Consider the following 13,002-nt stretch of genomic DNA (forward strand, 5'->3'; position numbering starts at 1 on the left):
GGGCGAGTCGACGCAACTCCCCGTTGACGCGCACTTGTGTTGCTCGACCTCCAGCCGATCAGCACAAGCATCATCGTCTAGGTAGATCGAAGGCATCAGTAGCCCGTAGGTGTCTGCGATGCCTGGACGCCATCGACTGCGCCAGCCGGAAGGCGCACAGGAAACACCGATGCGCCGCAACTACCTATGACGAAATGATCTCCAGACCGTACTCAGCACATACACGATTTCGGTTGCACCGATGAATTTCGGGTGGATCCGTCGTCGATTCGTCTGGATAGGCCGAAAGACAGGAGTTCAACCATGGCGAGACCGTTTCGATTCGGGGTCGTTGCCCCGCTCAGAACCGATCTGCCGACGTGGCGAGATCGCGTGCGCCGCATCGCCGACAGCGGGTACTCGACATTTCTGGTGCCCGACTTCCCGCTCACGCAACCGGCGCCCGCTCCCATGCTGGCCGCCGTCGCGACCATGACCGACCTGCGCGTGGGCACCTGGGTGTACGCTTCTCCGTTGCGTCCGGCCTGGTTGACGGCGTGGGAGTCGCATTCGCTTTCGCTACTGACCGACGGCCGTTTCGAGATGGGCATCGGTACCGGCAGGCCGGGAATCGAAGATGAGCTACGCGACAAGGGCATGCCCGTCGTGCCACCGAAGGAGCGCCTGGCCCAGGTGCGCGAGACCGTCGAGAAGCTGCGCGGCTTCGACGGCCCCGATCGTCATACGCCCGTCGCGATTGCCGTACAGGGACCGAAGGCGCGGGCGCTGGCGGCCGAAGTCGCGGACACTGTCACCTTCGCGCTGGGAGCCCAGCCCCGGGCTGAGGTCACACGGCTTGCCGAGGATGTCCGGGCCCGCGGGGATGTCGAACTCGCACTCGCCGTGCCGGTAATCGGCGACTCCGTCGCACCACACATGGCACCTCCCGACACCGACCCCGCCGCACTGCGCGCTGCGGATGCGGTGACCGTCCTCCCGGACGACCCAGCGGCAGCCGTGGAGGAAATCCAGCGGCGACGCGAGGAGATCGGCTTCTCCTACTTCGTCTTCGGCGCCGACTTCGCCGAACGGTTCGCACCGGTCGTCGCCGAACTCGCCGGACGTTAGCCTCCGATCACCCATCCGCCAAGGCCATGAGCGGCCCGTGAAACTGCGCTACGACCGCACACGCTGACCCCGGGACCGGCGAACGCCACCGTCACGCGCCGTCACAACGAACAGGTTCCGGGCCCTTGACCTAGAGCGCACTCCAAGGCTTATGTTCGCTGTCATGGACGAACGCAACGTACTCGTCAACCGTGTAGCTCTGGTCACCGGCGGATCCCGCGGCATCGGTCGGGCCGTCGCGCAGACACTGGCCGGTGCTGGGGCGGCGGTTGCCGTCAACTATCGCAATCGACAGGACGAGGCAGCCGCAACGGTCGCCGAGATCGAACGGGCCGGAGGCGCAGCGATCGCGGTGCAGGCCGATGTTGCCGTGCGGGCCGAGGTGGATGCGATGACCGAGCGCGTCGAGTCCGAGCTCGGTCCTGTCGACGTACTGGTGAACAATGCCGGAATCGCCACTATCCGTGGCGTGGACGACATCACCGAAGAGGACTTCGACCAGACGCTGGCGGTCAATTTGAAGTCAGCGTTTCTGTGCACCCAAGCGGTAATCCCCGGGATGCGGAAACGAGGCTGGGGGCGGATTGTGAACGTCTCGTCCGTAGCGGCTCGGGGCGCGGGCGGCATCGGTGTGCATTACAACGCGTCCAAAGCCGGTCTGGAAGGGCTGACACGCGGCTACGCCGCGCGCCTTGCCGCCGACGGGATCACGGTCAATGCCATCGCACCTGGACTCATCGACACGGAAATGGCTGTGCCACTGAAGGAATCGGGTGTCGCCGACCGGCTGCCGGTCGGCCGCATCGGCACACCCGACGAGATCGGTCAGGCGGTCCTCATGATGATCGGCAACGGTTTCCTCACCGGGCAGACGGTAGCGGTGAACGGCGGCGGAAGCTTCCTCTGAGAATCTCACCTGCTATGACCGGAAAGATCAGTCGCTCCAAGGGTGTACTCGCATCAGCAGTTTGTCGGGAATCAATGTGGCGGAGGCTTTTTCGGCGGTCTTATGGGTCGGGACCAGTCGGTAGCGCCGTGCGATGGTGGTGACGACCGTGACCATCTCGAGCATCGCGAACCGCTGCCCGATGCAGTTCTGCGGGCCTGTGCCGAACGGGAGGTAGGCAGCGCGGTTCATCGTGCCCGCCCGCTGGGGCAGCCAACGGTCCGGATCGAAACGCTCGGGGTCCGGATAGTGAGCCGGTTCCCGGTGAATCGCATAGGGGCTGAACAGGATATGGGCACCTGCCGGGATTTCGTGCGCGCCGAGACGGACGCGGCGAACGGAATATCTGGATACCAGCCACGGCGGCGGATACAACCGCAAGGTCTCCCGTATCACCCGTCGGGGGTAATCGGGATCCCCGACGACCGCGGCGGCATGCAGCTGCCACTCGACTTCGGGGTTGGCCGCCACCGCGTGCCAGAGCCAGGACATCGCGTTACCAGTGGTTTCGGTGCCTGCGAACAACAGGTTCACCATCTCGTCTCGGATCTGATCGTCGGTCAGACCGATTCCGCTATCGGCATCGCGCGCGGCCAGCAGCGCCGAGAGCAGGTCGTCCTGACCGGCGCCGATGTTCTGGTACGCCTGGACCAGTCTGGTGACCGTATCCCGCAATCTGGCGTTCGCGGCGTCGAATCGCTTGTTGCCGGGCAGCGGAAGACGTTCCAGACCCGTCGCGGAGAGCAACACGCGCCAGGCAACACCCCGCAGCACTAACGGCAGGTCGTGTTCGATCAGCGCGGCGTCGGTTGCCGTCGGTTCGATGGAGCACAGCGCCCGCATCACGACAGTCAGTGCCAGCGACCGCATGGCGGCAGCGGCATCGATCAGATCGCCCGGCCGCAAGTCGGCGATCAGCCGCTGCGTCGCGTGCCGCATCATAGCGGCCTGCCGGTCGACCAGCCGGTGCTGAAATGCCGCCTGCACCAGGCGTCTCCGCTCCCGGTGTATCGGACCGCTGAGCGTGGATAGTGAATCCCCGAGAAGTCCAGCGAGTTTCACGTAGTGCACGCCCTTGACGAAGGCCGATGTTTCCGAAACCATCACCGCGCGAACGAGATCCGGGTTGCTCACCATATACGCCGCCAGGGGACCCAGGTACACCCGCGTCATCGGTGCGAGCGCGCCGCATTCCCGGACGAAGACCAGCGGCCGCCGCGCCAGAGCGGGTAGGTGTCCGAGCACGGGCACCCGGCCGGGCGCGGTCGGGACGTCGGCCCAGCGCTCAGTCGTTTCAGATCGCATAGTCACCGGCCAGATCGTCGTATCGGTGCGAGTAGAGGGTTTGGTGGAAGCGCACGAATCGCCGGGTCACCTCGATGATCCGGCGATCGGACAGAATTGCCTCGAGGTCGGAAAGGCGTTGTGCCAGAGTTTCACTCTGCGACCGATAGAGGTCGGCATAGTAGTCGAGTGCGTCGACAAACACCGCCAGCCCCTCGTCCAGCGAATCGGCAGCGGTGCACCTCGTACAGGCAAATGTTGAACTCGCCGTGGCGCAGATCCTTCCGGAACCGATTCAGCTCGGGCTCCGCTGCCGCCCGGACCAGCAGGTCGATGGCCGTGCCATGGGACTCGCTCGGGTAGGTCGCGCGGCACTTGGCGACGAACTCGGCGCGCTGACCAGCCGACTGTCGCAATAGTGTCGTGCCGATGTCGTTCTGCAGCCGTACCAGCAGCGCCGCGGTATCGAACGCCCGCTCCAGCAGGCCGGAATCCAGCGCGGTGCGATATCCCCTGTCCGACAGGGAGATTTCGTTGAACACCGCGCCGAAATATCCGAGCGTCGGGACGACCAGGATCGCATCTCGGCCGGAGGCGACCAGGTCCGCACGCGTGAGATCGGGCGCGGTGAGCGTGCGCCCGACGGCCGAATATCGTTGCACCGTCCTGGCGCGAACGAGGGCCTCGGTCCGGGTGCCCGCGATCGAAGCGAGGACGTCGCGGCCGGATTCGAGGTTGGCGGCCAACCCACTCCAGAGCGCCGCGGTCGTGGCATCGCTGCTCGGCCCGATCCCCTCGCCCGCGTACCGGCGCGCGACCGCGGCGTGGAAATGCGGCACCAGATTCCGTTCGGCGCCGCCGAGTCGCGCGCATCGAGGAGCCAGCTCGGCAAGCAGATCCGCAGCGGGCCGGTCGGTGGGCCGACACAGATCGGCGACGGCGATGGCATTGAAATCCAGGAGCAGGTCGCGTAATTCGCTGTCCGCGCCCGGCGGCACGGTGGCCAGCCCGAGCCCCAGATTGTCCGAGACCACCTCGAATATCTGATAAAGGTTCACCGGCACCGCGCAGCGCAGCCTGGTGTGCCAATCATCCTTGCCGGGCAGCCCCGAGAGCATGGCCGCGGTCAGGTTGCCGAGCTGCGTCAGCGCGATGATGCGGCAGAACAACGCCCGCTCGGGATTACGCGCCGACAGCGCCCAACGGAAGTAGTTGCGATAGGCCTCGTCCGGAAGGTACCGATCCAGCTGTGCCTGCAGGGCATTCCGTGTGGTGCGCGCCGCATCGCGGCGTCGGTCGACGGTCAGGGGCACCGTCAATTCTTGACACAAGTGAACTGCATAACATCGAAGATGCCGCGGCGGAATCCGTTCGCACATCCGGTCAAATACCGCATGTAAGTGTCGTAAATATCTTCACCGCAGAGTTCGACAGCGCGAACCCGGTTATCGGCGAGCCGGTTGGCCCACTCGTCCAGCGTCTTGGCGTAGTGCTGCTGCAGAGAATGCATTCGCTCCACCGTGAAGCCGCCGTTCTCCGCATATTCGCGCACGCCCCGGAGCGGCCCGCTGCCGGTTGCGAGGGGGAGCTGGCCACCGGGAAATATCACGTCACGGATGAAGCGCATGAATGCCAGATCGTCGCGCGACAACCTGTCACCCCGTTCGTGCAGCTTGTCCCGACCGCTCACGACAATCGTGTGTAGCAGCATACGTCCGCTCGTCGGGAGAATGTTGTAAGCGAACTCGAAAAATGCCTCGTAGCGCTCCTGCCTGAAATGTTCGAAGGCACCGATGCTCACGATGCGGTCCGCTCGGCCCTCGAACTCCTCCCACCCCTGTAACCGGACCTCGCCGCCGGTTTCGGCGCGTCGGGCGAGCTGGGTGGCAACATATTCGTGCTGGTTACGGCTGAGCGTGAGACCGATTACATCAACGCTGAAGTGATCCTGGGCACGCGCCATCAGTGAGCCCCACCCGCATCCGATATCGAGCAGTTTCATTCCCGGGCGCAGATCGAGTTTCCCCAACGCAAGGTCGATCTTTGCCGCCTGGGCCTGCTCCAGCGTATAGCTGTCACTTTCGAAATATGCGCAGCTGTACGTGCGGGACTCATCCAGGAACAGGGCAAAGAAATCATCGGAGAGATCGTAATGTGCCTGCACGTCGGCGTAGGACGGTGTTGTGATGTTCACGCACAGCAGCCTAATGCCACAAATTCATGAACCGGGTTCCCATTGTCGAGAATTCGGTAGGGTACCTATTATCTACCGATCAGATACCGATGCATTCGATGATCCCTAGGTGATAATCGCACTACATGAAATATCGCGAAGTTACGTTTTCGCTGGCGACCACTTTGCGCGCGCTGTCCAGTTCAGTGGGATGACCGCCCGGCGGGCGATTTAGAATGGTGACGCCCAGAGTCGGTGCTTCGACGGCCCGAAACCCCTTCGTCCGGAAAGGGTTTCGGGTCGATGTGCGGTGGTCGTCAGTTGGTCAGGAAGCAGCGGTCGTTCGGCAGGGATTCGACTGTTCCGGCGGGAAGGGTGACTTTGGCGCAGGCCAGCGTTGGGTACGAGCTGGGCGTATCGGAGCCAGCGGGGAAGTCGGCGCAGTAGGTGATGGCGAGATGGTCGCCCGTGGTCACAGCTCGATTGAGCGTGAAATCCGCTGGGGCGGCCTCGCGCGCGGACAGCGAATTCTGCTGTGGGTCACCGTCTATCATCAGAGTGCATTGCACGGTGCCGTCGGCGAGATCGGTACTGATCTGGCGCAATGTCGCGGTGACCGTGTCGCCCGCGATGGTCAGGGTTGCACTGCTGGGCGGAATGATGGTCGCCTCGGCGAGCGCAGGGACGGCGATGATGGCCGCTGCGGCCGATGATGCGACGACAAACCCTCGAACTGTTCTGCGTGCGACCATGTGAATTTGTCCTTTCAATCCATGGGTTGTAAAAGGTCGAATTTCGCTGCCGGAACGGACGTCGAGGTCTGCATGCCCGATGACCGGTGGGATCCCCGATCGTGCCTGATCGCGTATGCCACCGATAACACGACGATCATCAACACCGCGGCGACGAGTACCGCGATATCCACTTGCCTTCTCCGGCGCCAGTATTCGGGGTCTACGTCGGTGGGCGCGATCATCGGGGCGCTGGGCGGCGGCCCGGCCGGTGGCCCGCTCCGAGCCGCATGTGCCGCATGCGACTCGGCCGATACAGTCGGCAGGATCGTGTCCAGTCCGATCAACGGCACGCCGAGGATGTCCGACTGCAGCAAGTCGAGCAACTCCTCGCGTGACAGTCCGCCGTCGCGCAAGGCCTGTGCCGCAGCGCTGGAATCATCGGCGACCAGACCGATTGCCAGAATTCCCACCGGTAGCGGCCACATGTTGTACCGACACGTCAAGCGCCAAGCGACATCGAGAGCCACCGAGCACGTCTGCGTCAGCTGGATGTCCTCCCAGCTCTGTTCGCCGCAGGTGTTGGGATCGACGACTACCTTGCCCGTCACGGCATCGGCGTCTCCGACATGGAGCCAGATGCGATGCCATGCCACGGGGGCGTCGGCACGCATCAACGCGACCAGCAGCTCCCTCGTGTCCACCGGTCCCGTGGCCGCCCGTCCGCCCGCAGCCCGCAACGCGGTCGACACGGTGGAATGCAGTGGTACGCCTGGCAATACGGTCGTTGCCCCAGGCGGCCTGTCGTTCATTCTTCCCCCGACTGTTCCCTCATGTATGGCGCATTAGAAGCCCACCACGCCGTGTTCCATGGAGATCATCGCGTCATAGGTAGGTGCGATACATCGGTAACTCCCCAGATGATCGCGAACGCCGACAGCGGCGCGACTGCGCGTCTCACCGACGGGTTGCCTGACCGCGACCACGAGCTGGCAGCGTCGGCGTTTCTGCTGGCCCGCGGCTCAGATAACAATTTTCGTCGCTCGACTATTCACTGGCCGGGCGCAGCAGCCACGCGCGCAACGCCGCGGTGACCTCGTCGGGGCGTTCTTCCATGATGAAGTGATTGCCGCCGTCGATGCGGACCAGCGTGGCGTAGGGGATTCCCGCGGCCAGTTCCTGGGCGGTGCGGAACGGAATGGCCGGGTCGCGGTCGCCCCAGATGACGGTTGTCGGGCAGCTGATGGACCCCAGTCCGGCAGCCAATTCCGGGCGGATCCGGACGCGATAGCCCGACCAGAAGTGCGCGTTCCAGCGGCGACCCGCCGCCGTGTCCAGTACGGCGAGGTATCGGCGCAGCTGTTCGCTGTCGAAGGATCCGTTGCGCACGTACGGCGCGAGACCGACGCGATGCACCCACCGGATGGCCCGCGCGGTGATCAGCGGGCGCAGCGGTGCGATTCGTGCCAGCACGGTCAGCAGGCCGAACAGCACGTAGTACGGCGGTGTGAAAATGCCCTGGGCCCGCGAATTCAGGATCGCGAAGCGGCGCACCCGCTCCGGATGACGCTGCACAAACCCCAATCCGAGGAACCCGCCGTAGTCGTGACACGCCATATCGACGCGCTCCAGGCCGAGCGCATCCAACATGCGGCCGATCCGCTCGACCTCACTGTCGTAGTCACAACTCAGCGCCATATCCCGATCGGAAGCACCCCACCCGAGCCAGTCCGGTGCGATGACCCGCCGCGATAGCGCGAGCGGCCCGATCTGGTGCCGCCATGCGGCATGGCTCTCCGGCCAGCCGTGCAGCAGTACCAGCGGATCACCCTGCCCGACATCGACATAGCGCAACCGCGCGCCGTCGACCGTCACCTCCCGCAGCTCGAAGGTCGATTCCGCCTGCCCATCCAGCTTCATCCCTGATCTCCCGTCTGTCCTGCGAATTTCTGTATCGTCGCGGATATGGCGCGGTCGGCACTTCCAGAAACGTGCGCTCCCGAAACGGCGGTGGCCTCCGCCCGGCTCTGGCTGCGCCTCGGACACGCGGTCTATATCGGGCCCGGGATGCCCCTCGGCGCGCACTCCACCGCGATCGCCGGTCTCGGGGTCGGACTCGACGGCCCGTTCCGGGTTCGGGTCGCCGATGCGCCGGATATCACCGCCCGCAGCTTCCTGTTTCGCGCGCGGGTCACGCACCACATCCTGGACACCGATGTGCCCAAGCTCTTCTGCTTCTTCGATCCGACGTCGGAAAATATGGCTCGCTGCCTCGGCGGTATGCGCCGCACCGTCAACGGATACAGCGCCGAGCACCGCAACGAGGAACAGTTGATCGCGATGTGCGCCGACCCGGCGCCTGATATCGACCGTCTCCTCGAACTCGCCAGCATCCCGGTGCCGACCATTCGCGATCCGCGCATCGCCGCCGTCGCCACGGCCATCCGCGCCGACCCGACCAAGCAGCAGCGCGCCGCCGAAAAGGCAAGCGCCGCAGGGCTATCGACCTCCTACTTCCTGCGCACCTTCGCCGAACAGACCGGCACCAGTTTCCGCCGTTACGTGCAATGGGCGCGGATGCTGCGCGTCGGCAGGGCCTATGCCGCGGGCCACGACCTCACCCGGGCCGCCGTCGACGCGGGCTTCGCGTCCCCTTCACATTTCAGCGATACCTTCCGCGCCATGTTCGGTCTCACCCCCACCGCATTCCTCACCATCAATGGCGAACTCCACATCGATTGACCTATACGTCGAAATAGAGCTCGAATTCGTAAGGATGCGGGCGGACATTGATTTCGGAGATCTCGGTATCGCGCTTGAGCCGGATCCAGGTTTCGAGTAGATCGTCGGTGAAGACATTGCCTTCGGTCAGGTAGTCGTTATCGGCTTCCAGGCGGTCGATCACGCTTTCGAGGCTCGGTGGGGTCTGGGTGACCTCGGCGGACTCCTCCGGGGTGAGTTCGTACAGGTCCTTGTCGATCGGGACGGGCGGTTCGATCTTGCGGCGAATGCCATCCAGACCGGCCATCATCATGGCGGCGAAGGCCAGGTACGGATTACCCGAGGAATCGGGGCAGCGGAATTCCAGACGCTTGGCCTTCGGATTCGCGCCGGTGACCGGAATGCGCACGGCCGCTGAGCGATTGCGCTGACTGTAGACGAGATTGACCGGGGCCTCGAAGCCGGGAACCAGGCGCTTGTACGAGTTCACGGTCGGATTGGTGAATGCCAGCAACGATGACGCGTGCAGTAACAGTCCCCCGATATAGTGCCGGGCCAGATCGGACAGTCCCGCGTATCCGGATTCGTCGTAGAACAGCGGTGTGCCGTTCAACCACAGGGACTGGTGCACGTGCATACCGGAGCCGTTATCCCCGAACAATGGTTTGGGCATGAAGGTGACGGTCTTGCCCTCGGCCCACGCGGTGTTCTTGATGATGTACTTGTACAGCTGCAGGTCGTCGGCGGCGGCCAGCAGGGTATTGAATTTGTAGTTGATCTCGGCTTGGCCCGCCGTACCGACCTCGTGATGGCCCTTCTCCAATTCGAACCCGGCGTTCTGCAGATTCGTGCACATCCGATCGCGCACATCGACGTCGGCGTCGTACGGCGCCACCGGGAAATAGCCGCCCTTCGGACGCACCTTGTACCCGCGGTTGATCGTGCCGTCCGGATTGTATTTGACACCGGTGTTCCAGTCGGCGGAGGACGAGTCCACCTCGTAGAAGGCGCCGTTCATCGTGGTGTCGTAGCGCACCGCCTCGAAAATGTAGAACTCCGCCTCCGGTCCGAAGTAGGCGGTATCGGCGATGCCGGTGCTCTTCAGATACTCCTCGGCCTTGCGCGCGATATTGCGCGGATCGCGGCTATAGGCCTCGTGTGTATGCGGATCGTGCACGAAACAGTTCAGATTCAGCGTTTTCGCGGCGCGGAAGGGGTCCAACTTCGCGGTGCGCAGATCCGGGAGCAGCAACATATCCGATTCGTGGATCGACTGGAATCCGCGCACCGACGAGCCGTCGAAGGCAATCCCGTTGTCGACCAGATCCGCGCCGAATGCGACGGCCGGTATCGAAAAGTGTTGTTGCACACCGGGGACGTCGCAGAATCGAATGTCGACGTATTCGACTTCCTCGGCGCAGATGTATTCCAGAATTCCGTCGGTGGTGGCAGTCAAGGCTGCGCGCTCGTCCAACACGGCTTGCTCCTCGCTTTCGCGGCGCAGGTCTATCCGCGGCTGGCGAGGCGACCGTCCCCTGACCACCGGACCCCGCCGATGGAGTCACGGCAGCTTCCGCTCGCCGAGTCTCACGATACGACTTCGACATCAATGGCGGACCCGAATCCGGGCGAGAACCCGACGTATCCGGACATGGTCGCGCTGCGCACCATGAAGAGTGCGCACCTTCGCGCGGCGCAACCGGCGCACCGTGACCACGATCGCCGAATTCGCGAAGAATCCGGAGGTCTTGGCCGCAATCGAGCAAGGTGCGGCCGCCGCCAATGGCAAACTCTCCCGGGTGACGCCAACGCGGACCCGGGTCGTCGAAGATCTGCACCGAAGAGCCGCATCGCTGGTCGACGGCTTCTACCGGAGCCTGCCGCCGTACACGCGGATACCGCAGTCACTGGTGGAAACCGATTTCGCGCGCGGCACGAAACTCAATGTCGACCTGTTCTTCGAATATCTGCGCCGCGGTACCGACCCCTCCGAAGAGGACACCAGAGAGCTCGTCGAGCTGGCCATGGACCGCCTCCGCGACGGCACGCCACTGCCCGAGGTGCTGGACCGATATCGGCTCGGCTCGGCCTTCCTCTGGGAGCGGCTGCGCGAATCGGCCACCGCCGCCGAGCAGGAGCTGCTGCTCGACGCCTCGCTGGTACTGCTGAAGTACATCACGCTGGTCATGACCCGCATCGCGGGCGCGGCCACCCAGCGCTCCCACGATCCGCGCTGGGAACTGCTGGAACGTCGTCGCGGCATCGCCGACGCGCTGCTCACCGGGCGCGATCCGGTGGAGTGGGCCAATGATCCGGTCATTCCGGTCACGGACGCGTTCCTCGTCGCGGTATTTCGCCTGTGCGGCACCCGCGGCGGGCACCCATCGGCGCTGCGGCACCGGGTCGAGGCGATTGCGGGCGTCTTCCTGCGACTGGACGCGGGCGGGTGGACCGCATTGATCCCGCTGCAACCCGGCGACGATGGTGCGGCCGCGATCACCGGTCTCACCGCGCGACTACCGGCACAGCAACCCGACCAGGCGCCGCCCTACTGGATCGGTGTCGGTGCGGCGACGAGCAGGACGGAGATCCCGACGATCTTCGCCGAGGCGCGGGTGCTGGCCGAACTGGGCCGGTGCCTGACACGCCGCGAAATTCTGTGTCGCAGAACGGATTTGCAATTCGAATACACGGTGGGGGTCAGCGATGCGGCGCGGCCCGGACTGGCCTCGGTACTCGCGCCTCTCGATACGCAGCCGATGCTCGCGGAAACCCTCGAGGTGTTCGTCGACAGCGGTTTCAACCAATTGGCGACGGCGCGCCAGCTCAACGTGCATCGAAATACGGTCACCTATCGCCTGTCCCGCGTACACGAACTCACCGGCCTCGACCCGCATCGTCCTGCCGATGCCATGACCCTGTCCGCGGCCCGACTCGCCCGCCGTCTCGAATCCGCCGCCTTCGCACCCTGACCGCGTCGCTGTCGACCCGCTGGCCATCATTGGTCTGTGGTCATATGGGCAAGCCTGGTCGACAGTGCCCGGAATGATTTGAACGATTCGGCTGGAGCTAGGGTGCGTCGCCGAGATCCCAATCGACGCGGCGATTCAGCGCCGAGGGTGGCAGTCCGAAGGTGCGGCGGCAGGTGCGGGTCAGGTGGGAACTATCGGCGAAACCGGCGGCGTGGGCGGCGGCGGTGAGATCGTCGCCGGAGCGGACGCGGGTGATCGCCACATGTAGTCGGAGCCAGAGAATATAGGGCCGCAACGGAATTCCGACCTGCTCGGTGAACAGATGGGTCAGTCGGGTCGCCGAAATGCCGACCCGGCGCGCGACATCCGCGCCGCGGATCGGTCCGTCGCCGACGATGGACGGCAGCAAGCGCAGCACCTCGGTCACCGCGTCGTGACGCTCGTCCTCGATGTTGTGCGAATTGTCGCGTTCGAGATCGTCGACGACCTCGGCGACCAGTTCGGCGAGTGGTTCCCGCTCCGGATCGATGGGCAGGGAATGTTCGCAGTCGGCCCACCCGTAGGTGTGGGCTCTGCGGTCGGCGGCCGCGCCCGCGACGGATTCCGGATCGAGGTAGATCGCAGTACCGCGCTCTGCGCCGGTGGCAATGCGATGCGGTGCGTCGGCGGGCACGATGACATGTGTCCCGCGATGCCGAATCCCGCTCGCATCCACCACAACCACCGGCGTAGTCGCGGAGACCACCCGGACGGCGTGATGGGCGTGCAATGCGGTGGGGCCGATGCTTCCGCCGAAGGCGAGTACGCCCGCGCGCAGCAATGCCGTTCCCTCCCAAGGCAATTCACCGGGCGACCCGGAGACATAGTGCACGGAACGGGGCGAGGTGGATGCCCCGTCGGTAACCAGAGCCTTCATCATCGGATGCTCCCGGGTGACTGCGAATCCCGAATCGGATCCCTCACGGAGACTATCCCGGCCGCACGGCCGCTGTCAGGGTAACAGTGACGCGATCGAGGAACTCGGTGATCAAGGGACGAGCGATGGTGTCCGGCAATCGGGTGCCGTCA

The 13,002-nt window shown here is 64.6% G+C and carries 13 protein-coding genes; 4 read left to right on the plus strand and 9 right to left on the minus strand.

Annotation, left to right across the window (positions count from 1 at the left end; all coding sequences use genetic code 11):
* Positions 1-303 precede the first annotated feature (303 nt).
* Both NA5_RS22495 and NA5_RS22500 read left to right on the plus strand, forming a co-directional pair.
* Positions 304-1,107 carry an LLM class flavin-dependent oxidoreductase gene (locus NA5_RS22495; RefSeq protein WP_062989187.1) on the plus strand — a complete coding sequence of 268 codons (804 nt, stop codon included), beginning with the start codon at positions 304-306 and terminating at the stop codon, positions 1,105-1,107.
* A gap of 163 nt (positions 1,108-1,270) precedes the next feature.
* Positions 1,271-2,014 carry an SDR family NAD(P)-dependent oxidoreductase gene (locus tag NA5_RS22500; RefSeq protein WP_157110572.1) on the plus strand — a complete coding sequence of 248 codons (744 nt, stop codon included), beginning with the start codon at positions 1,271-1,273 and terminating at the stop codon, positions 2,012-2,014.
* A gap of 27 nt (positions 2,015-2,041) precedes the next feature.
* Here NA5_RS22500 and NA5_RS22505 read toward each other — a convergent pair whose 3' ends face one another.
* The 7 genes from NA5_RS22505 to NA5_RS22535 form a co-directional block, all read right to left on the minus strand.
* Positions 2,042-3,358, minus strand: a complete 1,317-nt coding sequence (locus NA5_RS22505) for a cytochrome P450 (RefSeq protein WP_062989191.1) — start codon at positions 3,356-3,358, stop codon at positions 2,042-2,044.
* On the minus strand, positions 3,348-3,542 hold the full coding sequence (locus NA5_RS22510) for a hypothetical protein (RefSeq protein WP_062989193.1): 195 nt from the start codon (positions 3,540-3,542) through the stop codon (positions 3,348-3,350). Before NA5_RS22510 ends, NA5_RS22505 begins: the two co-directional genes overlap by 11 nt.
* A complete protein-coding gene (locus NA5_RS22515; protein ID WP_062989195.1) occupies positions 3,490-4,650 on the minus strand; it encodes a hypothetical protein in 1,161 nt (386 codons plus the stop codon). Before NA5_RS22515 ends, NA5_RS22510 begins: the two co-directional genes overlap by 53 nt.
* Positions 4,651-4,652: 2 nt before the next feature.
* Positions 4,653-5,531 carry a cyclopropane mycolic acid synthase family methyltransferase gene (locus tag NA5_RS22520; protein WP_062989197.1) on the minus strand — a complete coding sequence of 293 codons (879 nt, stop codon included), beginning with the start codon at positions 5,529-5,531 and terminating at the stop codon, positions 4,653-4,655.
* A gap of 296 nt (positions 5,532-5,827) precedes the next feature.
* Entirely contained in the window at positions 5,828-6,262 is a 435-nt protein-coding gene (locus NA5_RS22525) for a hypothetical protein (protein WP_062989200.1), read from the minus strand.
* Positions 6,263-6,276: 14 nt separating this feature from the next.
* Positions 6,277-6,993: a hypothetical protein gene (locus NA5_RS22530; RefSeq protein ID WP_062989202.1), complete on the minus strand. Its 717-nt coding sequence runs from the start codon at positions 6,991-6,993 to the stop codon at positions 6,277-6,279.
* A gap of 295 nt (positions 6,994-7,288) precedes the next feature.
* Positions 7,289-8,161, minus strand: coding sequence for an alpha/beta fold hydrolase (locus tag NA5_RS22535; RefSeq protein WP_062989204.1), 873 nt, complete (start codon positions 8,159-8,161; stop codon positions 7,289-7,291).
* A gap of 45 nt (positions 8,162-8,206) precedes the next feature.
* On the opposite strand from NA5_RS22535, the gene NA5_RS22540 reads away from it, so the two are divergent.
* Positions 8,207-8,983 (plus strand): AraC family transcriptional regulator, encoded by a 777-nt coding sequence (locus NA5_RS22540; RefSeq protein ID WP_062989206.1) that lies wholly within the window; start codon positions 8,207-8,209, stop codon positions 8,981-8,983.
* 1 nt (position 8,984) lies between these two features.
* Here NA5_RS22540 and glnA read toward each other — a convergent pair whose 3' ends face one another.
* The gene (gene glnA, locus NA5_RS22545; protein WP_062989250.1) at positions 8,985-10,418 is read right to left on the minus strand and encodes a type I glutamate--ammonia ligase; all 1,434 of its coding nucleotides are present in this window, start codon (positions 10,416-10,418) and stop codon (positions 8,985-8,987) included.
* 220 nt (positions 10,419-10,638) lie between these two features.
* Between glnA and NA5_RS22550 the strand changes: the two genes are divergently transcribed.
* On the plus strand, positions 10,639-11,934 hold the full coding sequence (locus NA5_RS22550; protein WP_062989208.1) for a PucR family transcriptional regulator: 1,296 nt from the start codon (positions 10,639-10,641) through the stop codon (positions 11,932-11,934).
* Positions 11,935-12,031: 97 nt separating this feature from the next.
* On the opposite strand, the gene NA5_RS22555 is transcribed toward NA5_RS22550, so the two are convergent.
* On the minus strand, positions 12,032-12,850 hold the full coding sequence (locus NA5_RS22555; protein ID WP_084484349.1) for an AraC family transcriptional regulator: 819 nt from the start codon (positions 12,848-12,850) through the stop codon (positions 12,032-12,034).
* Positions 12,851-13,002 lie beyond the last annotated feature (152 nt).

It is taken from the genome of Nocardia anaemiae NBRC 100462 (genome assembly GCF_001612725.1).
GTDB classification, from domain to species: domain Bacteria; phylum Actinomycetota; class Actinomycetes; order Mycobacteriales; family Mycobacteriaceae; genus Nocardia; species Nocardia anaemiae.